Consider the following 25,569-nt stretch of genomic DNA (forward strand, 5'->3'; position numbering starts at 1 on the left):
CAGCGCGCCAGACCTGATTCCAGCGTGCAGGAGCAAGAACGACTTGGCCCGGATCGTGATGAAATTCGGCGGCACCTCGATGGCGGGGACGGAACGTATCCGTCGCGTCGCCAATATCGTGCGCCGTCAGCAGGCCGCGGGGCATGAAGTCGCCGTGGTGGTTTCCGCCATGGCGGGCGAAACCGATCGCCTGGTGAACTTCTGCCGCGAGGCGAACCCGCTTTACGACCCCGCGGAATATGACGTGGTGGTCGCTTCGGGCGAACAGGTCACGTCGGGCCTGCTCGCGCTCACGTTGCAGGCCATGGGCTGCAAGGCGCGCAGCTGGCTGGGTTGGCAGCTGCCGATCCATACGGACGATGCCCATGCCAAGGCCCGGATCGAGGATATCGATTCCGCCGCCCTGTTGGCCAGCATGGCCGCGGGCGAGATCGCGGTGATCCCCGGCTTCCAGGGCCTGTCGCCCGCCAATCGCGTGACCACTCTGGGCCGTGGCGGCTCGGATACTTCGGCAGTGGCCGTGGCTGCGGCAGTCAATGCCGATCGCTGCGACATCTATACCGACGTGGACGGCGTCTACACCACCGATCCGCGCATCGTGGCCAAGGCGCGCAAGCTCAGCCACGTGACTTACGAAGAAATGCTCGAACTGGCCTCGGTCGGCTCGAAAGTGCTGCAAACCCGCTCGGTCAGCCTCGCCATGAAGGAGAAGGTCCGGGTGCAGGTGCTCTCGTCCTTCATCGACGACGATGCGCCGGCTGCCGACACGCTCCCCGGAACGATGATCGTCAGCGATGAGGAACTCGAAGGACTGGACATGGAACGTCAGCTGATCACCGGCATCGCCGCCGACAAGAACGAAGCGAAGGTGACCCTTACCCGCATCGCGGACCGCCCCGGCGCGGTGGCCACGGTGTTCGAACCGCTTGCCGCCAACAACATCAATGTCGACATGATTATCCAGAATGTCGCCAAGGATAAGGGCGAGACGGACGTGACCTTCACTGTCCCCAAGGCCGACCTGCTGCGCACTCAGGCGCTGCTGGAAGAGAACAAGGACAAGATCGGCTTCTTCCGCATGATCAGCGACGACAAGGTCGCCAAGGTCAGCGTCGTGGGTGTCGGCATGCGCAGCCATGCAGGCGTTGCTAGCACCATGTTCAAGGCGCTGGCCGATCGCGGGATCAACATCCAGGCGATCTCCACCAGCGAGATCAAGGTCAGCGTGCTGATCGACGAGGACGAGACCGAACTGGCCGTCCGCGTGCTGCACACTGCCTATGATCTGGACGCGAAGGACGAAGCGGCCTGATCAGCCGCGCTTGGGTTTGGGCCTTCTGAACCAGAAGGTCCAAACCGCGAAGCTGCCCAGGATTGCCATGGCGAGGCCGGAGAAGGTCATCAGCAGGCGATAGGGCAGCCCGCCTACCTTGGCCGCGTGGAGCGGGTAGGAGGCGTTGAAAGCCTGCGCACCGGCCGACAGGGCCAGCGCATCGCGCGCATAAAGCAGGCGCCCGTCCGCGGCATCGAACCACAGGGTCGAACGCCCATTGGGCAACCATTCCGCCGCACGCTTCATGCGGATGGTGATCGGCCTGCCGGGCTTGCCCGCTTCAGGCACATCGGGAAACGAAAGGATGCGGATCTGCGCATCCGGGAAGCGCGCATGGGCCGTCAGGACCAGCGCCCGCACATCCAGATTTGCCGAACGCGGGCCACTTTCCAGTTCGGGCTGCTTGAAGGCAGCAGCAATCGAGCCATAGCCGGAGAAGGGCGCCACGACCACTTCGGCCACCGGGCGGAACAGCAGCATCGACCCGGTGAGCGCCGAAAGCAGCAGCAAGGGCGCGGCCACGATCCCCAGATCGCGATGCTGCATCACGATGGCGGGGCGGCTCATCCGCTTGGGCCAGAGGCGGAACTTGAAAGTCTTGCGGGTGCGCCACCACATAATCGCGCCGGTGATCACGAACAGCACCGCGCACAGGCCCGCTATGCCCGAAACCCATTCCCCGACATCGCCGGTGAAGAGATGGTGGTGCAGGTCGAACAGCCAGACTTCGGGCCGTTCCCACTGGCTGGACCAGCGCGTCACCAGATTGCCGGACTGGTCGTAATAGGCGGCTCCGTCCGGCAGGCGTAGCTGGTGCAGGCCGAAACGGTCGCTGGCATAGATGATGCTCTCGGCCTCAGGCTCGGCAGCGAGTATCCTGGCCGTGGTATCGGCAATCGCTGCGGCATCGGCCACGCGCGCGTCGCCGGCATGGGGCAGCGCGATCCATTCCTCCTTATGGACGAGGATCGCGCCGGTCAGCCCCAGCACAGCCAGCACCAACCCGACAATGCCGCCCGCCCAGCGATGGACGAGGTCGATTATCCGCATCATCTTCTATGCCCCGCTTCAGGCCGGCGTGCGGCTCAGAACCGGGCGTCCCATGCGAGCGTGAAGGTGCGGCCCCGACCGGCGAAATAGGCCAGATTGTCGGTCGGCAGGCGAGTGTCGCTGCTGTAATCGATGTAGAACTGGTCGAACAGGTTCTGCACCGCCAGCGTCACGCCGCCGAACCCCGTGTCGTAACGGATGCTGGCATCGGTGACGTTATAGCCGCCGAAATTGTTGCGCACGTCGGGCACGGGCTTGCCGGCATCGGCATCGAAGCTGCGCTTGAGATAGAACTGCGTCTGCACCCGAGCCGAGATCGGCCCGGCGCTGTAGCTGGCGGCCAGATTCACGCGGTCGGGCGAGATATTGGTGCCGTCCAGATCGGTATCGACAATGCCGTCGGGATTGGCGCTGTCGCTGTCATAGCGGCCCTTGATCCGGGCATAGCCGGCGGACAGGCGCAGCCCGTCCGTGGGCGTGACAGCCAGGTTCAGTTCCAGCCCTTCGATTTCCACTCGCTGGCGCTGCACGTCGAAGATGCCGTTGCCTGCGGCGATCAGCAGCTGGCCCTTGTCGCTGGATGACCAGAAATAGGTCGCGCTGGCATCCACGATCCCGCGCTTGGCCTCGATGCCCACTTCGCGATTGTTGGAAACCACCGGGCTGATGTCGAGGTAATCGTCCATGTCGACGCCGGGCACCTTCACCGCGCGGGTGATGCGGCCGATGTCGGGCACAGTGAAGCCTTCGGCATAGCTGGCATAGGCGCGGATGCCCGCCCAAGGCTCCACGATCACGCCGCCATTGACCAGCAAATCCTCGAAAGTCGGCTTGCCGCCGGAAACCGCCACGCCGCCGAAAGTCGCCGGGTTGGGCGGGTTGCCGGTGGCAGTGGTGGAAGCCAGCGTGTGATAATCGTCGATCTTGATCTGGACGTTTTCGTAACGCACGCCGCCCGCCAGGCGCAGCACATCGTCGAACAGGCCGAGATTGAACTGGGCGAAGGGCGCGATGCTGCGGAAGTCGCTTGGCGGCACCCAGACGCGGTCGGTCGCGATCAGGCGCTGCTCGGTCTTGTCGGTCATGATGTCGAGGCCGACGGTTGCGGTCAGTGCCTCGATGCCGGGGATCGCCCGTTCATAGCTGAATTTCGCGCCCAGCTTGCGGCTGCGGTTCTCCGACTGGTCGAACAGGGTGCCGATGGGGGCAATCGCCGGGTCCTGGAAGGTCGCGATCGGATTGGGCTCGCCGCCGAACGTGTCGTAAGTGCGGTTGAAGAAGACCTGGCTGATGAAATTGCCGCCGCCCAGATCGCTATCGGTGTAGGACAGGGCGATGCTTTCCGCCTGGTTCGCGGCGGGAATGCCCGGCGGGTCGCCGCGCACGGCGCTGGTGGGCAGGCCAGTGTTGCGATTGCCGGCGAGCGGAATGAAATCGCCGTCGCCATCCAGTTCGAAGCGGCTGGCGATCAGGTCCAGCCTGCCGCTGCTGCCCACTTCGTAACCGAGCCGCGCGAAGAGCGAGACAGTCTGCGAATCCTGCGTTTCGCCCTGCGTCAGGTTGATGCCCGCGCGGCGGCCTTCGCCGTCGTAGAACACGCCGCGCTTTTCATAGGCCGCGCCGAAAGTCGCATCGAAGGCGCCGGCCTTGTACTGGACGAGACCGGCCAGCTTGCCGCCGAAGCCGTCGCCATTGAAATCGTCGCTCGCCGTGCCTTGCACCAGCACGCGCCCGCTCACGCCTTCCTCGCGCGGGGCGCCGACCGTCACCTGATTGACGATGCCGCCCGTGCCGCCGATGCCCTGCAGCGCGTTGGAGCCGAAGATCACTTCCACCCGGTCGACGAAGAAGGCGTCGATAGTGAAGCCGTCGCGGCTGCCGTCGCGCATCGGGGTCGATTGCGGAATGCCGTTGATGGCATAGAGCGGCGAGCGGCCGCGCAGGGTCTCGCCCGCGCCGGAGAGCTTCTGGCGGGTGGGGGAGAAGGACGGCAGCAGGTTCGCCACTGCGTCGGTCACCGAACCGGCGATGACGACCTGCTGGCTCAGTTCCTCCTCGTCGATCACGTCGATGGTCAGCGGCAGGGCATTGGCCGGCAGGATCGTGCGGGCGGCCGTGACGACGATGGGTTTTTCGATGGTCGCTTCCGCGCCGCTCTCGCTGGCTGCCGCGCCTGTCTCGCTCTGCGCGAGGGCGGGCGATCCCGCCATTGCGACCAGCGCGAAGACGGACAGCGAAAACGGCAAGCGAAGCGACATGGAATATCCCCTGCGCCCGGACGGCAGGACGCCATCCGGGATTCGGGGGCTCGCTAGCAGCGGTTACCTACTACTGCAAGTCATTCTCAAGAGCAGGAGGTCAGTCGACCCAGCCTTCGGGCGTGCCATTGGCGCCCATGATCTGGCGCTTCTGGATCAGCCATTTCCCGCCTTCCTTCACCAGCCAGTCGAATTCGCGGCCCATCGTCAGGATGCGCGGCGCATCGCCCTGCTTGTCGACGACATATTCGGTGAAGACGAGGCGGGCGGTGGCCGTATCGCCCGTCACATTGATCAGCGGATTGCCGATCAGGATGTTGAGCGCGAAGCTCTTGCGCTGCGGCGCATCGGCGGGGACGGCGGCATAGGCGCCCTTGATCGCCTCGATGCCCTTATAGCTGTTGGCGCCCAGCACCATCTCGCCATCCGCAGTATAATATTCGGCGACGTGATCCTGCACCCCGCCGCCGAACTGGGCGTAATAGCGGGTCAGCAGATCCTCGATCTCGGCCTTGTCGATCACGGCCTGCGCGGTAAGCGGCTCGCGCGCCGTGGCGGGGGCGGCGGCAGTTGCGGCCAGGCAGGCGGCGGCCAGGCCGAAATAGATCTTCCTCATGAAATGTCCCTCTTCCCATATGGCCGCGCTGGTGGCGGCTTCGGGGCGGGACAGTAACCGCAGGCCCGCGCAGGGCAAGGCCGGAAAAGGGAAACCTCCCCGCCCATCAGGACGGGGAGGTCGCCCCAGGCCGCCAAAAAGGGGGGGGTGGCGGCCCGGGGACTTCGGGGTGACCGAATGGATCAGGCGAGATCGAACCGGTCGGCTTCCATCACCTTGGTCCAGGCGGCGACGAAGTCCTTCACGAACTTCTCCTGATTATCGTCCTGTGCGTAGACTTCCGCATAGGCCCGGAGGATCGAGTTCGATCCGAAGGTCAGGTCAACCTCGGTGGCGGTCCACTTCACCGCGCCCGTCTTGCGGTCGCGGATTTCGAAAGTGCCGCCGCCTGCCGGATGCCAGCTATTGGCCATATCCGTCAGGTTGACGAAGAAGTCGGTCGTCAGCGCGCCTTCCCGGCCGGTGAGCACGCCATGCTTGGTGCCGCCGTGATTGGCGCCCAGTGCCCGCAACCCGCCGATCAGCACGGTCATTTCCGGCGCGGTGAGGCCCATCAGCTGCGCACGGTCCAGCAGCAGTTCCGCCGGGCGCACGGCATAGTCCTTCTTCAGCCAGTTGCGGAAACCGTCATGGATCGGCTCGAGCGGTTCGAAGCTTTCCACGTCGGTCTGCTCCTGGGTCGCATCGCCGCGACCGGGGGAGAAGGGCACCGCGATGTCGTAACCGGCGGCCTTGGCTGCCTGTTCGACGCCGACATTGCCCGCCAGCACGATCACGTCGGCCACGCTGGCGCCGGTTTCCGCCGCGATCTGTTCCAGCACCGGCAGCACCATGGCGAGGCGTGCAGGCTCATTGCCTTCCCAGTCCTTCTGCGGGGCGAGCCGGATGCGCGCGCCGTTGGCACCGCCGCGCATGTCGGACTGGCGATAGGTCCGCGCGCTGTCCCATGCAGTGGCGACCATGTCGGCCACCGAAAGCCCGCTGGCGGCGATCTTCGCCTTCACGGCTTCCACATTGTAGCCGGTGGGGCCTGCCGGGATCGGGTCCTGCCAGATCAGGTCTTCTTCCGGAACGTCGGGCCCGAAATAGCGGACCTTGGGCCCCATGTCGCGGTGGGTCAGCTTGAACCATGCGCGGGCGAAGACTTCGCGGAAATAGTCCGGATCGCGGTGGAAGCGTTCGGAAATCTCGCGATAGATCGGGTCCACCTTCATCGCCATGTCGGCATCGGTCATCATCGGGTTGAGGCGGATCGACGGGTCTTCCACGTCCACCGGCTTGTCTTCCTCGGCGATGTTCACCGGCTCGTACTGATGGGCGCCTGCCGGGCTCTTGGTCAGGGCCCACTCATATTTGAACAGCAGGTCGAAATAGCCATTGTCGAATACGGTCGGGTGCGTGGTCCATGCGCCTTCGATGCCGCTGGTCACGGTATCGCGGCCCTTGCCCTTGCCGGTGGGGTTCTTCCAGCCGAAGCCCTGTTCCTCCACCCCGGCGGATTCCGGATCGGGGCCGAGCAGGGCGGCATTGCCATTGCCATGGGCCTTGCCCACGGTGTGGCCACCGGCCGTGAGAGCGACGGTTTCCTCGTCATTCATCGCCATGCGGGCGAAGGTTTCGCGAATGTCGCGGGCAGTGCGCAGCGGGTCGGGCTGGCCGTCCACGCCTTCGGGGTTCACATAGATCAGGCCCATCATCACGGCCGCCAGCGGGTTTTCCAGCTCGCGCTCACCGGAATAGCGGCTGCCTTCGCTGCCGCTGGGGGCCAGCCACTGCTTTTCCGAACCCCAATAGACGTCCAGTTCCGGGTGCCAGATATCCTCGCGCCCGAAGCCGAAGCCGAAGGTTTTGAGGCCCATATTCTCATAGGCGATAGTGCCGGCCAGCACGATCAGATCGGCCCAGCTTACCTTGTTGCCGTATTTCTTCTTGATCGGCCACAGCAGGCGGCGTGCCTTGTCCAGGCTGACATTGTCGGGCCAGGAGTTGAGCGGGGCGAAACGCTGGTTGCCCGTGCCGCCGCCACCGCGGCCATCGGCCACGCGATAGGACCCGGCAGAGTGCCAGCTCATGCGGATCATCAACCCGCCGTAATGGCCCCAATCCGCCGGCCACCAGTCCTGGCTGTCGGTCATCAGGGCGTGCATGTCGGCCTTGAGTGCTTCGATATCGAGCTTCTTCAGCTCCTCGCGATAATCGAAGTCCGGACCCATCGGGTTGGTCTTGCGATCGTGCTGGCTGAGGATTTCGAGATTGAGGCTTTCCGGCCACCAGCCGGTTGCGGCCATGGAAGTGGTGGTGTTGCCGCCATGCATGACGGGGCATTTGGCTTCGGCGTTCATGACATCTTCCCCTTAGGCTTGTGCGTGTGGGTGTCGTTCAAACGGTGTTGTCCGCTGATGAAGAGAATATAGGCGAAGAGTAAAATTCGGCGAAACCGATTAAAACTCAAACTGTGATCGCTTCAGGCGATTTTGAGCGAAAGGCTTGCGCGCCGGGCCGCGCGCCGCCAAAACGCGGCCCAACCGGCCCCTTTCGCGGGCGTCCAATCGAGATCACTCAGCCTATGACCGCATTCCCCAAGACCTCCGCCCTCATGCGCCGCGGCAGCGAATTCCTCGGCAGCGACTATGCGATATTGTGCGGGGCGATGAGCTGGGTTTCGGAACGGCATCTGGTGGCGGCGATCAGCAATGGCGGCGGCTTCGGCGTGATCGCCTGCGGCGCGATGACGCCCGAATTGCTCGATGCGGAAATCGCCGGGACCAAGGCGCTGACCGACAAGCCCTTCGGCGTGAACCTCATCACCATGCACCCGATGCTGTTCGACCTGATCGAAGTGTGCAAGCGCCACCAGGTCAGTCATGTGGTGCTGGCGGGGGGCATTCCGCCCAAGGGCAGCGTGGAAGCGATCAAGGAATTCGGCGGCAAGGTGCTGGTCTTCGCGCCCACGCTGGCGCTGGCCAAGAAGCTGCTGCGTTCCGGCGCGGATGCACTGGTGATCGAAGGCAGCGAGGCGGGCGGTCATATCGGCCCGGTGGCCACCAGCGTGCTGGCTCAGGAATTCCTGCCCGAACTCGCCGCCGATCACGTGGTCTTCGTGGCGGGCGGCATCGGCACGGGCGACATGATCGCGGCCTATCTGGAAATGGGCGCATCGGGCGTGCAGCTTGGCACCCGCTTTGCCTGTGCGACGGAAAGCATCGCTCACCCCGATTTCAAGAAGGCCTTCTTCCGCGCCAATGCGCGCGATGCGGTGGCCAGCGTGCAGATCGACCCGCGCCTGCCGGTGATCCCGGTCCGCGCCCTGAAGAACAAGGGCACGGAAGAATTCACCGCCAAGCAGCGCGAAGTCGCCCAGAAGCTGGACGAGGGCAAGCTGGACATGGGCGCGGCCCAGCTTGAGATCGAACATTTCTGGGCCGGTGCCCTGCGCCGCGCGGTGATCGACGGCGATGTGGAATCCGGCTCGGTCATGGCGGGCCAGTCGGTCGGCATGGTCAAGGCGGAAGAACCCGCCGCACAGATCATCCAGACGCTGATGGGCGAGTGCGAAGCCGCGCTCAGCCGGAAGTAAGAGGCGCGCAAACGACATGAACGGGCTGACTGTCAGGCGTGCCGGGGCGGAAGACCTCGACGCGCTGGCGGGCCTGTTCGACGCCTATCGGCGGTTCTACCGCCAGCCCGCGGATGTCGCGGGGGCGCGGGCGTTTCTGGCGGAGAGGATCGCGCGCGGCGAATCCGTGTTGTTCCTGGCTGAGCTTGGCGGGGCCGAGCTGGGCGGGAAGGCAGCGGGCTTCACGCAGCTCTACCCCTCTTTCACTTCGGCGGGGATGGCGCGCATCTATATCCTCAACGATCTGTTCGTGGCGCCCGAAGCGCGCGGGCAGGGCGTGGCGACAGCCCTGCTGCGCCGCGCGGCGGAGTTCGCGCGAGCGGAAGGCGCCGTGCGGCTGGTGCTGTCCACGGCGACGGATAATTTCACGGCGCAGACCCTCTACGAGCGCGAGGGCTGGCAGCGGGACGATGGCTTTCTGACCTATCGGCTGGGGTTGTAAAGCTTCTCAAAGATCCTCCCTGTCGCGTAGCGATAGGGAGGGGGACCGCCGTAGAAGGCGGTGGTGGAGGGGGAGTTGCGCCATACCCCTCCGTCACGCGCCTGCGGCGCGCGCCACCTCCCCATCCTGCTGCGCAGGACAGGGAGGAGCTGATTGGTTCCCCATCTTGACAAAACGAACCATATTGGCTATATGGTCGTCCGCCAGTAACCAACTGGCACCAGCGGCGGGTCGGGGGCGCTTTGCGCTTCGCTCTTGTGCTCCTCCGTTTCCGGGCCGGCGTTTCGGGTGAGCCGGGTGAGGTGAGGCGGATAGCAACGCCTCGCTCGCCTTTCACGGAAGCGTCCGCACCTTCTGCCGGCACAGGCGCCGGCTCTCGCCGAATGTCACGGCGCGGGCCGCGCGGGTAGCGCCGGGGGCGGCTCACTTGCGAGCCCTTCGTCGCCCCCCGTCTGAGCCGGAAAGGGCCGAGCGGCGAGTTCTCGCGGACTTTACCCGCCATTCGCAGACAAAACCGCGTCACCGGGCTCCCATGCGGGCGCCCCGAAACACCGGCCCGGACCCCGTCCGACTGGTTTTCCCTTCCGGCGTTACTCCGCATTCGCCAGCGGAGGGTGAGGTGTGTCTGCATCTTTCGTCATCCGGGCCCCCTCGTCATCCCGGCGAACGCCGGGATCGCTGGCGGCTGGGCGCCCACCTCACAGCGGTCCCGGATCAAGTCCGGGACGACGTGGAGGACACCCGTTTCCCCCTTACACTTCGTCATCCCCGCGCAGGCGGGGATCCAGTGGCAACCTTTGAAGCTGGATTCCCGCCTGCGCGGGAATGACGAAAGAGTGGGGCGATCCCCTCACGCCAGCCCCAGCAGAATCTCCGCGATCTGTTCCGGCTGGTCGCTCATCACGTGATGGCTGGCCTTGCTCTCGTAATAGTCGCAGGCCGGGTCGGCCTTGGCCTTCTCGGCGAAGCGAGTGAAGGGCGTGGGCTGCCAGTCCGTGGCATAGACATAGGCGTGGCGGGGGATCTTCTTCTCCTCCCCGGTCAGCTTCACGCCTTCCAGCAGGGTCAGCAGCGGGTGGAGGCCGACCACGTTCGGGACGATCTCGAAATCGATCCCGCCGATCGGCGGCACGAGGCCCGGATTGCCCTTCTGCTGGTCGATATACCAATTATGCTCGAACTCGCCGGTGATGTCCCACAGCGACTGGCCGTCCTCGGGCCAGAACGCATCGAGATAGGCCAGCGCATCGATCCGCGCGCCCAGCTGCGCGGCAACGCCCGTCACCACCATGCCGCCATAGGAATGGCCGACAAGGATGAAGCGGTCGAACCCGGCCGTGGCGATCTGCACCAGCACGTCGTTGATATGGTCGGTGAGGGTGATGCCGGGATGCAGCTCGTTCTGGCGAATACCAATCCCCTTCAGGGCGCAGACCAGCACCTTGTGGCCAGCGGCCTCCAGATCGACGCGGGTCTTGTCATAACTCTGCCCACCGCCCCAGGCGCCGTGAACCAGAACGTAATTCGCCATTATTCTCTCCCGATTTTTCTCACGCAAAGGCGCGAAGGCGCAAAGAAGGTTTTAGGAATTGCGATGATTGTTCACAACGCGCTGGATGCCTTGCTTGAAGGTTTCCTGTCCGAAATTCATCAGTAGGCCGAGCGGCAAATCCATCAGGCGCAGATAGGTAAGTAGCTGCTTGGGATAGAGAGGGCTGTCGCGCTCCGTGGATTTCAGTTCTATCACGAGGCGTTGTTCGACCAGCAGGTCGATCCTGAAAGCGTTGTCGATGACGACGCCTTTGTAGCTTATCGGAACCGGAACCTGCCGCATAACCGCCAGTCCCCGTTCGGAGAGCGAAGCCGCAAGCAGGACTTCATAGACCGATTCAAGCAGGCCGGGACCAAGCTCCTTATGCAGCTTGAACCCGCAATCGACCGCTTCTTTCGCAAGTGCCTCTATGCCCACCTGGTCTTCTTAGCGCCTTCGCGCCTTTGCGTGAGGCAGAAAAGATCCCGGACGGACGGAATGCGGCCATCCAAACGAAAAAGGCCCGCCACCTTGCGGTAGCGGGCCCTTGTTCGTTTGGCTTGAAGCCGCGACGCTTAGAGCGCCTTGCGGCCCGAGCGCCAGCCAGCCTGGTAGGTGTCGCCAGCCATCTGGCTGTACGGCACCGGCGAGACGATGGCGCGGACGTTGAGCTGCTTGTGCGGCTCGACGGTGGTCTTCTTGGTGCCGCCGTTTTCTTCGCCCCACACAACGTGCAGTTCGGTGCCCAGCGGGATTTCGTGGTCGACGGTCGCCAGCGACAGAGCCTTCTTTTCGTTGAAGGAGTAGCCGGTGAACAGCGAGAGACCGACGTTGCGGCCGTCAGCGTCGACAACGGCGTCGTAGTTGCTGTTGGCATAGTTGGCGAGCGGAAGGTCGAAGAACTTGTACTGTTCACCTTCGGGTTCGAACAGCGAGGAGACGATCTTCTGGATGTCTTCCTTGTTCCATTCGAGGGTGACCTTCTTGCGCTGGACCGACGGGTCGATCTTTTCGAGCGCTTCGCGGCCGATGAAGTCATGGTCGAACTTCACGAACGGACCGTAGCCCAGTTCCCACGGATTCAGGTAGTAGTCTTCGATGGTCTTGCCGACGAAGGAACCGCCGATAGCGCCGGTGGCTTCGTAGCTGTCGGCACCGAGCCACTCGCGGTAATCCTTGAGTTCGTCGCCGGTGTAGATCGGAGGCAGCGGGCTCGGGATCCAGCCCGATTCCAGCGTGTTCGACGGATAGGCGCGCGAACCGACGGCGATCAGGCCGAATTCTTCACCAGCCTTGAGGATTTCGTCGCGGATGTAGTCCTGCTCTTCATACGGACCCCAGATTTCGAGACCCGGCGAACCGGCCATGCCGTGACGCAGCGTGCGGACGGTCTTGTTGCCGATCTTCATTTCACTCATGTTGAAGAACTTGAGCTTCTCGAGCGAACCGCCGTTCAGCTTCTCGATCACGTTCCAGGCCTGCGGGCCCTGGATCTGGAAGCGCCAGGAGATACGGTTCACGGGCTTGCCCATCGGGCGGCTCGGCGAACGCGGATCGTTGATGATGTCGACGTTGTAGTTGCCCTTCTGGGCCTGGAACATCAGCCAGTTGGCAGCCGGAGCGCGGCCGACATAAACGAATTCGTCTTCTTCGAGCCAGAAGATGATGCCGTCGCCGATGACGTGGCCGGCCGGGGTGGTCGGAACGTACTGCTTGGCCTTGTTCTTTTCCCAGCCCTTGGGCGAGTTCACCATGGTGTCCGACAGCAGCTTCAGCGCGTCGGGACCCTTGATGTAGAGGTCGAACATGTGGTGCGACTGGTCGAACAGCACGGCGCTGTGCTGCCACGCCCACTGTTCCGAACGCCAGTTCGAGAATTCGGGAGCGACGACCGGGTACACATAGGCACCGATCTGGGAGTTGCGGAGCGTGGCGACGATGTCGCTGCTGCCCTGCACGATTTCTTGGAGGTTCTTTGCCATGCTGATTTTCCTCTCACTCATGAAAGAATCATATATGCGAAATTTGTATGCGGCACATACAATATTGGGCTATGGCTGCAAGCGAAAAGAGCCCGAAATGCACAGGAGATGGACCATATGAACGTCGAGGCGCTGGACCACGTGAACATCATCACCGACAGGCTGGATGAAACCGCGGAATTCTACGCAAAACTGCTTGGCCTGGAACGCCGCGACGCGCCCCCTCCGCTCACTCCCGAAACTGCAACATGGATGTTCGATTCGGAGAACCGGGCGATCATCCACATCAATTCCACCGACTGCTATCGCGCCTATGATCGCGAAGTGAAGCCGGGCGAACTCACTGGCGCGCTGCACCATGTTGCGCTCAAGTGCAACGGCTATGACGAAGTGCTGGGCCGCATCAAGGCAATGGGCGCGGACTATCAGGAGAACCTGGTTTCCGCGATCAACCTGCGCCAGATTTTCACGCCCGATCCGAATAACGTGCTGCTGGAACTCAACTTTTTCGCCGATTGAGAAAGATCCTCCCTGTCCCGCATTGCGGGATGGGGAGGTGGCAATCGCGCAGCGATTGACGGAGGGGTAACCTCGCTACCCCTCCACCACGACACCTGCGGTGTCGCGGTCCCCCTCCCCATCGCTTCGCGACAGGGAGGAGCTTTTCCCCTTAAGCCGGTACCCCGCCCGCCGTCGTCGTGCGGTACATCTCGCGGCGGAAGCCGTCATAGTCGTTGGGGCCCAGATGCATGGTGCTGCGGTTGTCCCACATGGCCACCATGCCGGGCTGCCAGCGCAGGCGGCAGGTGAAGGCATGCTGCACTGTATGCTGCACAAGAAATTCGATGATCGGGTGCGCCTCATGCGTGGTCATACCCTCGATCCCCACGGCGTAGGTATCGCAGATGAAGAGGGATTCCTCGCCCGTTTCGGGATGCGTACGCACCAGCGGGTGGAAGCTGCCCTTCAGCCCCTGTTCCTGCTTGCCCGCATCGCCGAAACCGATCGCCTCGCCGCGCAGTTTGGCCTGCGTGGCGAAGTTGTTTGCTGCGCTCATATGCACGCGAAGGCCGCGCAGCATATCCTGATAGGTCTTGGACAGATGGCGGAAGGCCAGCGCGCAATTGGTCCAGCAGGTGTCGCCGCCATAGGGCGGGCCTTCCACCTGCCGCAGCGTGGTGATGCTGGGCGGTTCGGGCAGGAAGGGGCTGTCCGTATGCCAGCCGCCGCCGAACAGCGAGGGAGTGACCTCGTCCGCTTCCTTGATGATCGGGTGCACGTCGCGATGCTCGGGCACGCCCTGCGTATAGGCATCCACCGCGAAGGGGCCGAGGCGCGATGCGAAATGCTCGTGCTCGGCATGGGAAAGGCGCTGATCGCGCAGGTAGATCATCTTGTGCCGGTAGAGCGCCTGCTTGAGTTCCTCGATTCCCTCGTCCGACAGGTCCGGCAGGCGCACGCCCACCACTTCCGCGCCCATGGCGGCCGCCAGCGGCGCGACGGTGAAGTTCTTGTATTCACGCGGATGATTATCGAAATCGCCGCACGGCGTAACGCGCACTTCCCACATCGGATCAGCTCTCCATTGCCGCGACCTTGCGGGGCGCGGTTTCTTTCAGGAACAGTGCAACAAGCGCGGCTGCCAGTGCAAGGCCGATGCAGGTTACAAACACTGCCGCCAGCCCGAATGCGTCGGCCAGCGGCCCCACGAGCAGCGGCGCCACCACTCCGCCCAGCAGCTCCGCCGTGCCCATGGAAAGGCCCACGGCCGTGGTCGCCAGCGCCGGGCTGACGCTCTCGGTCGGCACGGCCGCGCAATAGAGCGGGGCGATGCCCAGCGGCAGCCAGCCGAGCAGCACGGCCAGTGCCAGCATCACCGGGTCTGCCGGCAGCAGCAGCAGCGCGGCAGGGCCCAGCGTGCCCGCCAGCGCGCCCCACAGCAGCACCGGCTTGCGCCCGATCCTGTCCGACAGCAGCGGCAGGGCGATCCCGCCGATCAGCCCGGCCCAGCCGCCCATGCCGACGATCCAGCCCGCCGTGGTCGGCTCCAGCCCCTTGGCCTTGGTGAGGAACAGGGTCAGGTAAGTGCTCTGCAGCACCAGCCATGCCGTGATAAGGCCCGCGATGGCGAGCGAGGCGCGCATGTTGCGGTTCTTCAGCAGAACGCCGAAAGCCGCGAAGCTCGATCCCTGATGCTCGGCCGGCCGGGCCGCCTGCGGCGGATCGCGCCGGATCAGAAACAGCATCATGGCCGCCACGGCAAGGCCGGGCAGGATGGAAAGGAACATGGCGGTGCGCCAGCCATGGGTCGCGCCCAGCTGGGTCGCCACGATGGGGCCGATGAAGCCGGCAATGCCGAAGGCGCCGACCATCTGCATGAAGCCCATGTTCAGGCCGCGCCGTTCCGGGCTGCTGGTCTGGAGGATCAGCGTCTGGCTGATCGGCACGATCGGCCCTTCCGCTGCGCCCAGCGTGAAGCGGGCCAGCAGCAGCACCAGGAAAGTGGTGGCGAGCCCGCTGACGCCCGACAGCAGCGAGAACAGCAGAGTGCAGATGATCAGCACGGTGCGGCGCTTGCCGGTGCGGTCCGCGATCTGGCTGCCGAAGAAGGAACTGAGCGCGATGGCCAGCGACAGGGCGCTGGCAGTCCAGCCGACCTGCGTGTTGTTCAGCCCCAGATCGTCCACGATGAAGGGGGCGAGGAAGGCCACGGTCTGCCGGTCGAACCCGACGACGCCATTGGCCAGGGTCAGCACGATCAGCAGGCCGAATTCATACGACCGGTTACGCGCGGGCACGGGGCCCGCTTCGATACTCGCCATCAATTCTCTCCCCCAGAACCTTGCCTTGCGCGCCGGGCGGCTTCGTTTCGAAGTCTCGCCCGGCGCGAAGGATAGTCTTACAATTCGATCACGGTTTTGCCGAAGCTCTCCGGCCCCCAGGCATGGGCATAGGCGTCCCTGGCCTGATCGAAGGCGAAGCTCTTGCCGATCACCGGCTTGATGCCGTTCACGTCCACGGCGGCGTTCAGTGCCTTGGCCATGGCGGCCGAACCGACGAAGATGCCGCGCAAGCTGCCGCCGGTCATCATGAGGGCGCGCGGATTGGGCCCGCCTTCGGGCGAAAGCACGCCGATGAAGGCCACTTCGCCCTGTGTGCGCAGGGCCGACATGGATTGTTCGGCCGTGCCCGCGCCGCCCACTTCGATCACCTTGTCCACGCCGCCGAAAGTGCGGGCGATATGCGCGCCCCAATCGGGAGTGTCCTTGTAATTCACGCCATGCGCCGCGCCGAGTTCCTTCAGCCGCGCGAGCTTGGCATCGGAAGAGGACGTGGCGAACACTTCGCAGCCGCCCGCGCGCGCGATCTGCAGCGCGAGAGTGGAAACGCCGCCGCTGCCCAGCACCAGCACGCGGTCGCCCGGGCGCAGGGCGCGGGGGCCTTCGTAAAGGGCATTCCACGCCGTAACGCCCGCGCAGGGCATGCAGGCGGCTTCGGCATAGCTGAGGCTCTCGGCCATCGGCACCACGCCGCTGGCGGGCAGCACGACCAATTCGACCAGCATGCCGGGCGAGATGCCGTCACCCAGCGCCGGGCCCATGCGCGGCGGCCCTTCGACCCACAGGGGGAAGAAGCTGGACTGGACCTTGTCGCCCACTTTCACGCCGGTCACGCCCGCGCCCACGGCAACCACTTCGCCCGCGCCGTCGGACAGGGGCACGGCGGGCTTCTGCAGCACGCCGCCGAAATATTTGCCCGCCACCACGGCGAAGTCGCGATAATTGATGGACCAGGCCTTGGGCGCCACCACCACTTCGCCCGGGCCGGGCGTGGGATCGGGCAGGGTGTCCTGATAGAGCTTGTCGAAACCGTCGGACCCGGCAGGCATCAGCCATGCGCGCATTATCGTTCTCCCCAATTCATTCCGTATCGGATTGTTGCAGCGGTTCTAGGCCATTTCGGAGAATTGGCCAGCCACTGCCGGACTATCGCAGGGCGCCGCCGGCAAGTGTCCTTTCGGGCAGGCCGGCGGCGGAAATATTCAGCGGTCCCCGCTCCAGGTGCGCAGGCCCGGCGTGGTGCGGTCCTCGCCCGCAAGCGCGGCCTGAACGGCGGGGCGGGCCATCACTGCCTCGCGCCAGGCGACAAGGCGCGGATAGGTCGCATCCACTTCCATTTCGGGGAACATGCGCGCCACCATCAGCCCGCAATGGGCAAAGAAATTGATGTCGGCGAGGGAATAGCTGTCGCCCGCCAGCCATTCGGTCTGCTCCAGCTGGCGCTCGATCTTCTCCAGCGCATAGACGATCTTGTCGGTCGCGTTCTGCAGCTCGGCTTCGGAGAAGCCGGAACGGGCGGCGGCCCATTTCTTGCGCTGATCGGGCAGGGGGATGTGGCTCAGCAATTCCTCGAAAGTGCCCGCATCGATATTGCGCGCGATCACGCCCACCATGCGGTGCCAGCCATGCATGGAGACATGGTTCATCACATGCTCGTCCACGAACTTGTTCCAGTAGCGCATCCGTGCCGCGCCCACCGGCGTGCGGGGCCGCAGCGGGCCGCTTTCCGGATTGGCATCGGGGAAGGCGTCTTCCAGATATTCGTTGATCACTGTGGTGTGAGTGATGATCGTCCCGTCATGGTCCAGAACGGGCACCTGCCCTTCGGGATTGATCGCCACGAACCAGTCGGAATGCTGCTCGAATCGGTGGAGGTCCACATAGTGGCTCTCGTAAGCGAGCCCCTTCTCCTTCAGGGGGATCATCGACTTGAGCGAATTGGCGACCGGCTCGGCGTGGTAATATTTCAGGGCCATTGCTGTGTCCTCTCTCAGACTTCGATGCTTTCCAGCACGCCGCCATCCACGGCCCAGTCCTGGCCGGTCACATGGCTTGCCGCGTCGGACAGGAGGAAGCAGGCCACTTCGGCCAGTTCCTCGGGGCTGCCCATCCGGCGCTGGGGGACGCGGGCGGCGATCTTGCCGGCCTGTTCGGGCGGGATGCGGTCCAGTGCCTCGGTGCGGATGAAGCCGGGGATGATGCAGTTCGCGCGGATATTGTGCGGGGCCATTTCCACCGCGATGGCGCGGGTCAGGCCCAGCACGCCATGCTTGGATGCGACATAGGCCGGGTTCATCGCCATGCCGCGCTTGGAACCCATGGAGCCGGTGACGAGGATAGTGCCCTTGCCCGCCTCGATCATGGCGGGCAGCACTTTCTGGATCGCCCAGAACACGCTGACCAAGTTCACCTTGATCGTCTGTTCGAACACATCGGGATCGAAGGCCACGGCAGGGGTGAAACCGCCGGTCAGCCCGGCATTGGCGAACAGGCCCTCGATCGGCCCGAAATGGGCGGCGGCGGCATCCAGCGCGGCTTCCAGTTCTTCCTTCACGCCGACATCGGCGGCAAAGCCGGCCGCATTGCCGCCCAGCGAGGCGACAGCCTCGTCCAGCATTTCCTTGCGCCGCGCGATCAGCGAAACGCGCGCGCCTCGCTCTGCCAGCATGCGCGCGCTGACCAGGCCAATGCCGCTGGATGCGCCAGTGACGACGATATGCATTCCCTTGAAGTGCATCAGGTTTCACTCTCTCCAATGAAGGCCGCCCAGGCGGGGGCGGCGGGGTGGTCGCTCGTCAGCGGCGACCATTGGCGTTCCATCAGCGCGCGGGCTTCGCCTTCGGCCATGCCGCGCGACAGATTGTAGCGATAGAAGAAGGCGGAAACCCGCCAGTTGGCGATGCAATGGACATGCACCGGCGCCTCGACGGCACTCAGCGCATCCACGAAGGCGCGGAAGTGATCCTCGCCCGGCGCATCGAAGGGCACGGGGATGTGAGTGTAGCCGATCCCGGCGGCGGCGAGCTTCGCGCCCTCATCCGCCAGCGCATCGGGATGATCGTCCAGCGCCAGATTGACGACATGGGCCACCCCGAGTGCGCTCAGCCGGGCGATGTCCGCATCCTCGATCCGCCCGGAAGTGGTGACACGGGGGGACAGGCGTTGCCAGCCTCTGATGTCCTCCGGGTCCACCAATTCCCAACCTCCGTTCGTCCTGAGCTTGTCGAAGGGCGGCTCTTCTTTCTTCCGGGCCGGACGAGAAGGAAAAGCGGAGCTTCGACAGGCTCAGCCTGGACGGGTCTTTGCCAGACCCGCCCGATTATCTGTCAGACCAGCCCCAGCACCTTGGCGGCGTTGTCCTTCATGATCAGCGGCATCACTTCCTCGCGGAAGCCCACTTCCTGTGCGGTGGCGATCCACTTGTCGGGGTGGATCAGCGGGAAGTCGCTGCCGAACAGCATCTTATGCTTCAGCTGGGTGTTGGCGTACTGGATCACCTGCTTGGGGAAGTATTTGGGGCTCCAGCCCGACAGGTCGATGTAAACATTGGTCTTGTGCAGAGCCATGGAGAGGCTCTCGTCAACCCAGGGCCAGCTGGGATGGGCCAGGATGATCTTCATGTCGGGGAAGTCCACCGCGACATCGTCAATCAGCATGGGCTGGCCGAACTTCAGATGCATGCCGCCGCCGCCGCGCATGCCGGTGCCCATGCCGGAATGGCCGGTATGGAAGATGGCGGGCAGGCCATATTCGGCGATCACTTCATAGATGGGATAGGCCATCCGGTCGGCCGGGTGGGCGTTCTGGGCGATGCCGTGGAACTTGAAGCCCTTCACGCCGTAATTCTCGATCAGGTCGCGCGCTTCGCGGGCGCCATACTTGCCCTTGTGCGGATCGATGCTGGCGAAGGCGATGCAGATATCGTCGTTCTTCAGCGCCTGTTCGGCCACTTCGTAATTGCTGACGCGCTTGGCGCCCATGCCGCTTTCGCAGTCCACCGTGAACAGCACCAGCGCGATGTTGGTTTCGCGGTACAGCTCGATGATCTCGGGCATCTTGGGCCGCTGGCGCGGCGCCTTGAAATAGGCGCTGGCGGCATCGAAGAATTCGCCCATCACCGGATCTTCCGGATCGTGGCACGAAACCTCCGCATGCACGTGGACGTCGATGGCGCGGATTTTGTTCAGGTCGATTGGCACGTACGGTATCCCGGATATGAAAAGGCCCGCCCCGGCTGGTGCCGGAGGCGGGCCTGACTTGTCAAAGAGTTTAGAGCTTCATCAGCACCGACTTGGTTTCGAGGTAAGCCTCGAGACCCAGGCGGCCCTGTTCGTGGCCGATGCCGCTTTCCTTGTAGCCGCCGAAGGGCAGCGCGGGGTCGATCATCGCGTGGCAGTTGACCCACACGGTGCCGGCCTTGAGCTGGCTGGCGATGCGCACGGCGGCGCTGGCGTCCTTGGTCCAGACACCGGCGGCAAGGCCGAACGGCGTGTCGTTGGCTTCCTTCACCACTTCGTCGAGATCTTCGAAGCGCTGGGCGACCACGACCGGGCCGAAGATTTCCTCGCGAACGACGCTCATCTGCGGGTTCACGTCGGTCAGGATGGTCGGGCTGACATAATAGCCGCCATTGTTGGACGGCACGTCGCCGCCCATCAGCACGGAAGCGCCGTCGCGCTTGCCCGCTTCGATATAGCCGAGCACGCGTTCATGCTGTTCCTTCGACACCAGCGGGCCCATGTGGGCAGTGGGGTCCAGCGAGGGGCGCGGCGCCCAGAAATCGGCGGTTTCGGCCATGCCTTCCACCACCTTGTCGAACACGGACTTGTGCGCATAGAGGCGCGAACCGGCCACACAGACCTGGCCCGAGTTGAAGAAGATCGCGCCGGCAACGCCGGGGGCGGTTTCGGCAACATCGACGTCGGGCATGACCACGACCGGGCTCTTGCCGCCCAGTTCCAGCGTGACGTGCTTCAGCGTTTCGGTGGCGTTGCGGTTGATCAGCTTGCCGATCTCGGTCGAGCCGGTGAAGGCCACTTTGTCCACATCGGGGTGCTTGACCATGCGGTCACCCGCAGTGTGGCCATAGCCGGTGATGATGTTGACCACGCCGGCGGGGACGCCCGCTTCGTTGATCAGGTCAGCCAGGCGCAGCGCGGTGAGGCTGGTCTGTTCGGCGGGCTTCAGCACAGTGGTGCAGCCTGCGGCCAGAGCCGGGGCGATCTTGAGGCAGGCCATCAGCAGCGGGAAGTTCCACGGCACGATCTGCGCGCAGACGCCGACCGGTTCCTTGACCGTATAGGCGAACATCATGCCGCCCGGCATGGAATAGGGGGCCTGGGTTTCGCCGCCGATCTTGCCGGCCCAGCCAGCCATGTAGCGGAAGTGGGCGGCCGCGCCCGGCACGTCCACCGCATTGGCCATGCCTACCGGCTTGCCCACGTCGATCGCTTCCAGCTCGGCCAGTTCGGCGGCATGTGCTTCGATCAAATCGGCGATCTTGTGCATGGTCTTTTCACGCACGATCGGGGGCAGGTTGCGCCAGCGGCCATCGTCGAAGGCGGCGCGGGCGGCGGCAACAGCCCTGTCCACGTCCTTGTCGGTGGCTTCCACGAAGCTGGAAATGACCTTGCCCGACGAGGGATCTTCCACGTCGATGGTCTTGTCGCCCGAGCTGTCGACCCATTCGCCGTTGATGTAGAGCTGCGGCTTGCGTGCCAGCGCCCTCTTGGCGGCGTCCGAATATTCCCGCTGGGTGCGGTCGATGGTGGTGATCTCGTTCATCTCAGGTCCTTTCCCGAAGCGAATCCCTATTGCTCGCTCAAACTACCACAAATTCCGTCTCTCTGCCCATGGCGGGCAGGGCGCCAATGTAACGTGCGTTATAATCTCCGGCGCATTTCTGTCGATTCAGAAATGCGCCGGAATAGCCTTCAAATGCGCCCGGTTTGCCTCTGGTTCCCCATCAGCTTCCGGGCCCGCCGAGCTTCTTGTCCTCATTGGCGCGCATGATGACATATTGGCGGATGCTCTCGATCTCCTGCCGCGAGAGCGTGCCGGCGAAGCTCACCATGCCGTTATCCTGCAACGCGCCGTCATGCACTACAGTGGCCCAGCCATTGGCATCGCCCAGCAGGGCGCTGCGGCGCAGGTCGGGCAGCACGGTGGAGCCTACCGCCGCATCGCCATGGCACTGCCCGCAATAGCGGCCGTAATTATAGACGGCCGAGGCCAGCTTGGTCTTGTCGCCGGTGAAGGGCGGCGGATCGAGCGGCATGCGCGACAGCGGCGGGGCGGGGGGCAGCTTGGCCGTGCCGCCCAGCTTGAACACCAGCAGGCGCGAGATGTTGGGCACGGGGCCCGCCACTTCGTTCAGCACGCCCCCGGGCGCCAGCGGCCAGATGCCGCCCCAGCCCGCCAGCACGGCGACATATTGCTCGCCATCGATCATATAGGTCATCGGCGGGGCGACCACGCCGGTCTGTGCGGCGAAGGACCATAGCTGCTTGCCGTCCCTGGCATCGTAGGCGACGAAATTGCCCGCCGCGGTACCCTGGAACAGCAGGCCCCCGGCGGTGGAGAGCAACCCGCCATTCCACGGGCCCTTGTAGGGTACGCGCCAGCGTTCCTTCTGCGCCACCGGGTCCCACGCCACCAGCGCGCCCTTGGTCGCCGCGCGGGCGCCGTTGCGGGCGGCAAGGTCGGCGGGCATGCCGCCTGCGGCCTGGTCGATGCCTACGTTGAAGCCGCGCTTCGTGTTGGGCTTCCAGTTCGCCTCGGGGAAATAGGGGAAGGCCGCCTCGATCACCGGGATATAGACCAGCCCTTCCTTCGGGCTGAACGCCATCGGGTGCCAGCTATGCGCCCCGCCCGCGCCGGGCGTGGAGACGAAGGGCTTGCCCGTCTTGTCATAGCGCGCCTCGGGCACTTCGACGGGGCGCCCGGTCTTCATGTCCACCCCGGTGGTCCAGGTCTGGTGCGTATAGGCCTTGGCGGAGATCAGCTTGCCGGTCTCGCGGTCGATCACGTAGAAGAAGCCATTCTTGGGCGCCTGCATCAGCACCTTGCGGTCTTTCCCGTCGATCTTCAGCGTGGCCAGCATAATGTGCTGCGTGGCGGTGAAGTCCCACGTCTCGCCCGGCGTTTCCTGATAGTGCCAGACATATTCGCCGCTATCCGGCCGGATCGCCACGATAGAGCTGAGATAGAGATTGTCGCCGCCGCCCGGCGAACGATAGGACTGGTTCCAGGGCGAGCCATTGCCGACGCCGATATAGAGCAGGTCCAGTTCCGGATCGTAGGCCATGGAATCCCACACGGTACCGCCACCGCCCAGCTTCCAGAACTCGCCGTTCCAGGTCTTGCGGGCCTTGGCGAGATATTCCGGCTCGTCCTTCGCCTCATCCGGTGCGCCGGGCACCGTGTAGAAGCGCCACAGCTGCTTGCCGCTGTCGGCATCATAGGCGCTGACATAGCCGCGCACGCCATATTCGGCGCCGCCATTGCCGATGATCACCTTGCCCTTCACCACGCGCGGGGCGCCGGTGATCGTATAGGCCTTGGTCTGGTCGACCGTGACCTGCGACCAGACTTCCTTGCCCGTCTCGCGGTCCAGCGCGATCAGGCGGCCGTCCAGCGTGCCGAGGAACAGCTTGTCGCCCCAGGCGCCAAGCCCGCGATTGACCACGTCGCAACAGGCCTTCACGCCTGTCTCGCCCGGCACCTTGGGATCGTATTCCCACAGGAGCTTGCCGGTCTTCCCGTCATAGGCCTTCACCTTGCTCCACGCCGTGGTGATGTAGAGCTTGCCGCCGATCATCAGCGGCGTGCCTTCCTGCCCGCGCGCCGTATCGAGATCGGCCGACCAGGCGAGGCCCAGATCCTTGACGTTATCGAGGTTGATCTTGTCGAGCGGGGAATAGCGCTGCTCGCCATAATCGCGCCCATAAGTCAGCCATTCGCCGTCGGGCGGGGAGACGATCATCGCCTCCGTCACGCCGCCTTCGGCGCTTTCGCTCTTGCTGCAGCCCGCCAGGGCCAGCGACGCGGCGAGTGCCGCGATAATTCCAAGCCGCATTCACACCTCCCAATCGGCCCTGCCGTGATCCCTCCGGCGCAGGCCCGTTTCATCTCGTTCAACCCCAGCGATTGATTTCCGGCCCCGGCGCGAAGCTGCGCAGCGGATCGTCCGTCTGCGCACGGGCCAGCGCGCGCTGGACGCTGGGCCGCGTGCGCACCCGGTCCATCCAGGCCGCCAGCTTCGGCTTGCCTCCGAAAGCGGCAGGTTCCAGCAGCGCGGCAGGCGCCAGCCAGGCATAGGTTTCCAGATCGGCGATGGAGAAGCTGCCCATCAGCCACTCGCGCCCGTCGGCCAGCTGGCCCTCGGCGCGTTCGGCGAACTGGGCGATCTTGGCGCGGCTGTCCTCGCTCTTTGCCTCGTCGCCCGCGCCATCGCGCAAATCCTGCCAGCGCTGGCGCAGGTCCTCGCTGACGATGGCGTCGGACAGGGCGGCGAACTCGCCCGCATCCATCGCGGCCAGCGGAGCCTGCGCATGGGCGAAAGCGCCGAGCCAGGCGACGGCCGGGCTCAGCCGCTCGGTCACCTGCCGGCACCACATCATCATCTGCCAATGGGCATAGGGATCGCTGGGCTGAAGGCCGCAGCCGCCGGCCTGCTCATCCAGATACTGGGCGAGGAACACTGCCTCGGTCATGGCCTCGCCGCCGATCACCAGCACCGGCCCTTCGCCTTCCACGGCAAAGTCCAGCGCCACGCTTTCGGTAATGCCGGGCAGGCGGTGCCGTTCGCCCTTCAGCAGGTCGATGGGGCGGCATTCGATGGCCAGCCCGCTTTCCTCCAGCGCCGCCAGCACGCTGAGCGAGGGGCCATTGGGTTCGCCGTGATAGAGGATCGCCTCGCTCATTCGCCCAGCTCCTCCATCACGAGGCCATAGCGCTTGGCGAGGTCCGTGGTGCCCATGGCCCAGGTCTGCTTCACCGCCGGGCGGCGATAGACGCGCCGCAGCCAGGCCATGATGTTCGGCGTCTTCTCCACGCTGGCCAGGTCCGGCTGACTGACGGGCAGCGAATAGGTGGAATTAAACACGTTGATGTCCGCCAGCGAATAGGTGTCGCTCGCCACATAATCCCGCTTGCCCAGTTCCGCTTCCAGCATGTCGATGCCCAGCGCCACGCGGCGTCGGCTTTCGGCAAGCTCCTCGGGCGAGAATTGGCCGTAGATCGCCTTGCGCCATGCGCGGCGGCGTTCGGGCAGGGGAATGCGGCCGATGGCGGCTTCCAGCTCCGCCGGGTCCTTCTCGCGAACCTTGGGGCCGACAAAGGCGCTCCATCCGATCATGGAGAAGCTGGGGCCAAGCCACTGGTCCATGAACTTCATCCACCAGCGGATGCGCCAGCGATCCTGCGCATCGGCGGGCATCAGGGCCGGGCCGTCAAACGCCTCGTTCACATATTCCATGATCGCGGTGCTCTCGGTCAGCACCCTGTCGCCATGAGTCATCGCCGGGATCGTGCCCTGCGGATTGATTGCCAGATATTCGGGCCTGTGCTGGTCGAACTCCAGCATGTTGATGTAGCGGCTCTGAAAGGGAACGCCCTTTTCCACCAGCGCAAGCATCGGCTTGCCGGAATTGGCGTTGGGCTCCCAGTGATAGAGCGTCACGTCGGCCATCCACATCCTCCCACGGCGCCTGTGCGGCGCTCGTTTGTAAGCAACACTTACGGTTCGCCCGCGAGTCCGGTCAAGCGGCGAAAACGCGCGATTGCCTGCGCTGCGGCGCACAAATTTCCATTGCTTCGGCTGGGGGAATGCCTGTATCCCATGCGGGTCAGAAGAGCGCGAGCCCGCGTTATGACCCTGGCTTAGCACTGCTATAGCTTA

At 64.6% G+C, this 25,569-nt stretch carries 22 protein-coding genes; 4 read left to right on the forward strand and 18 right to left on the reverse strand.

Going from position 1 to position 25,569, the window contains the following annotated elements:
• The first annotated feature begins 43 nt into the window (after positions 1 to 43).
• Positions 44 to 1,312: an aspartate kinase gene (locus tag WFP36_RS08315; RefSeq protein WP_419716621.1), complete on the forward strand. Its 1,269-nt coding sequence runs from the start codon at positions 44 to 46 to the stop codon at positions 1,310 to 1,312.
• Here WFP36_RS08315 and WFP36_RS08320 read toward each other — a convergent pair whose 3' ends face one another.
• The 4 genes from WFP36_RS08320 to katG form a co-directional block, all read right to left on the reverse strand.
• Positions 1,313 to 2,386, reverse strand: a complete 1,074-nt coding sequence (locus WFP36_RS08320) for a PepSY-associated TM helix domain-containing protein (RefSeq protein ID WP_419716622.1) — start codon at positions 2,384 to 2,386, stop codon at positions 1,313 to 1,315. It lies immediately after the preceding gene.
• A 32-nt stretch (positions 2,387 to 2,418) separates the two neighbouring features.
• Positions 2,419 to 4,641 (reverse strand): TonB-dependent receptor, encoded by a 2,223-nt coding sequence (locus WFP36_RS08325; protein ID WP_336979575.1) that lies wholly within the window; start codon positions 4,639 to 4,641, stop codon positions 2,419 to 2,421.
• A 100-nt stretch (positions 4,642 to 4,741) separates the two neighbouring features.
• Positions 4,742 to 5,257: a nuclear transport factor 2 family protein gene (locus tag WFP36_RS08330; protein WP_336979576.1), complete on the reverse strand. Its 516-nt coding sequence runs from the start codon at positions 5,255 to 5,257 to the stop codon at positions 4,742 to 4,744.
• 182 nt (positions 5,258 to 5,439) lie between these two features.
• Positions 5,440 to 7,599: a catalase/peroxidase HPI gene (gene katG, locus WFP36_RS08335; protein WP_336979577.1), complete on the reverse strand. Its 2,160-nt coding sequence runs from the start codon at positions 7,597 to 7,599 to the stop codon at positions 5,440 to 5,442.
• Between the two features lie 224 nt (positions 7,600 to 7,823).
• On the opposite strand from katG, the gene WFP36_RS08340 reads away from it, so the two are divergent.
• A complete protein-coding gene (locus WFP36_RS08340; protein ID WP_336979578.1) occupies positions 7,824 to 8,834 on the forward strand; it encodes an NAD(P)H-dependent flavin oxidoreductase in 1,011 nt (336 codons plus the stop codon).
• 16 nt (positions 8,835 to 8,850) lie between these two features.
• Positions 8,851 to 9,315 (forward strand): GNAT family N-acetyltransferase, encoded by a 465-nt coding sequence (locus WFP36_RS08345; RefSeq protein WP_336979580.1) that lies wholly within the window; start codon positions 8,851 to 8,853, stop codon positions 9,313 to 9,315.
• An 850-nt stretch (positions 9,316 to 10,165) separates the two neighbouring features.
• Here WFP36_RS08345 and WFP36_RS08350 read toward each other — a convergent pair.
• The 3 genes from WFP36_RS08350 to ligM all read right to left on the reverse strand — a co-directional run bounded on the left by WFP36_RS08350 (position 10,166) and on the right by ligM (position 12,828).
• Positions 10,166 to 10,846, reverse strand: coding sequence for an alpha/beta fold hydrolase (locus WFP36_RS08350; RefSeq protein ID WP_336979582.1), 681 nt, complete (start codon positions 10,844 to 10,846; stop codon positions 10,166 to 10,168).
• A 51-nt stretch (positions 10,847 to 10,897) separates the two neighbouring features.
• A complete protein-coding gene (locus WFP36_RS08355) occupies positions 10,898 to 11,284 on the reverse strand; it encodes a GxxExxY protein (RefSeq protein ID WP_336979583.1) in 387 nt (128 codons plus the stop codon).
• A gap of 137 nt (positions 11,285 to 11,421) precedes the next feature.
• A complete protein-coding gene (gene ligM / locus WFP36_RS08360) occupies positions 11,422 to 12,828 on the reverse strand; it encodes a vanillate/3-O-methylgallate O-demethylase (protein ID WP_336979585.1) in 1,407 nt (468 codons plus the stop codon).
• A gap of 108 nt (positions 12,829 to 12,936) precedes the next feature.
• Between ligM and WFP36_RS08365 the strand changes: the two genes are divergently transcribed.
• Positions 12,937 to 13,347 (forward strand): VOC family protein, encoded by a 411-nt coding sequence (locus tag WFP36_RS08365; RefSeq protein WP_336979587.1) that lies wholly within the window; start codon positions 12,937 to 12,939, stop codon positions 13,345 to 13,347.
• A gap of 151 nt (positions 13,348 to 13,498) precedes the next feature.
• Here WFP36_RS08365 and WFP36_RS08370 read toward each other — a convergent pair whose 3' ends face one another.
• From WFP36_RS08370 to WFP36_RS08420, 11 genes are all read right to left on the reverse strand, one after another.
• Positions 13,499 to 14,398, reverse strand: coding sequence for a TauD/TfdA dioxygenase family protein (locus WFP36_RS08370; RefSeq protein WP_336979589.1), 900 nt, complete (start codon positions 14,396 to 14,398; stop codon positions 13,499 to 13,501).
• Between the two features lie 4 nt (positions 14,399 to 14,402).
• Entirely contained in the window at positions 14,403 to 15,650 is a 1,248-nt protein-coding gene (locus WFP36_RS08375) for an MFS transporter (RefSeq protein ID WP_336979591.1), read from the reverse strand.
• Between the two features lie 77 nt (positions 15,651 to 15,727).
• Positions 15,728 to 16,732 carry a zinc-dependent alcohol dehydrogenase family protein gene (locus tag WFP36_RS08380; protein ID WP_336979592.1) on the reverse strand — a complete coding sequence of 335 codons (1,005 nt, stop codon included), beginning with the start codon at positions 16,730 to 16,732 and terminating at the stop codon, positions 15,728 to 15,730.
• 138 nt (positions 16,733 to 16,870) lie between these two features.
• Positions 16,871 to 17,644, reverse strand: coding sequence for a glutathione S-transferase family protein (locus WFP36_RS08385; protein WP_336979594.1), 774 nt, complete (start codon positions 17,642 to 17,644; stop codon positions 16,871 to 16,873).
• A 14-nt stretch (positions 17,645 to 17,658) separates the two neighbouring features.
• On the reverse strand, positions 17,659 to 18,405 hold the full coding sequence (locus WFP36_RS08390; protein ID WP_336979596.1) for an SDR family NAD(P)-dependent oxidoreductase: 747 nt from the start codon (positions 18,403 to 18,405) through the stop codon (positions 17,659 to 17,661).
• On the reverse strand, positions 18,405 to 18,860 hold the full coding sequence (locus WFP36_RS08395) for a protein tyrosine phosphatase family protein (protein ID WP_336980044.1): 456 nt from the start codon (positions 18,858 to 18,860) through the stop codon (positions 18,405 to 18,407). The genes WFP36_RS08390 and WFP36_RS08395 overlap by 1 nt, the downstream gene beginning before the upstream one ends.
• 134 nt (positions 18,861 to 18,994) lie before the next feature.
• Positions 18,995 to 19,867, reverse strand: a complete 873-nt coding sequence (locus WFP36_RS08400) for an amidohydrolase family protein (protein ID WP_336979598.1) — start codon at positions 19,865 to 19,867, stop codon at positions 18,995 to 18,997.
• A 70-nt stretch (positions 19,868 to 19,937) separates the two neighbouring features.
• Positions 19,938 to 21,452: an aldehyde dehydrogenase family protein gene (locus WFP36_RS08405; protein WP_336979600.1), complete on the reverse strand. Its 1,515-nt coding sequence runs from the start codon at positions 21,450 to 21,452 to the stop codon at positions 19,938 to 19,940.
• 181 nt (positions 21,453 to 21,633) lie between these two features.
• A complete protein-coding gene (locus WFP36_RS08410; RefSeq protein WP_336979601.1) occupies positions 21,634 to 23,745 on the reverse strand; it encodes a PQQ-dependent dehydrogenase, methanol/ethanol family in 2,112 nt (703 codons plus the stop codon).
• Positions 23,746 to 23,803: 58 nt separating this feature from the next.
• Positions 23,804 to 24,592 (reverse strand): glutathione S-transferase family protein, encoded by a 789-nt coding sequence (locus tag WFP36_RS08415; protein WP_336979603.1) that lies wholly within the window; start codon positions 24,590 to 24,592, stop codon positions 23,804 to 23,806.
• Positions 24,589 to 25,359, reverse strand: coding sequence for a glutathione S-transferase family protein (locus WFP36_RS08420; RefSeq protein WP_336979605.1), 771 nt, complete (start codon positions 25,357 to 25,359; stop codon positions 24,589 to 24,591). The genes WFP36_RS08415 and WFP36_RS08420 overlap by 4 nt, the downstream gene beginning before the upstream one ends.
• Between the last annotated feature and the right edge of the window lie 210 nt (positions 25,360 to 25,569).

Origin of the sequence: Fulverythrobacter fulvus (assembly GCF_037154085.1) — a bacterium.
Lineage (GTDB): Bacteria > Pseudomonadota > Alphaproteobacteria > Sphingomonadales > Sphingomonadaceae > Andeanibacterium > Andeanibacterium fulvum.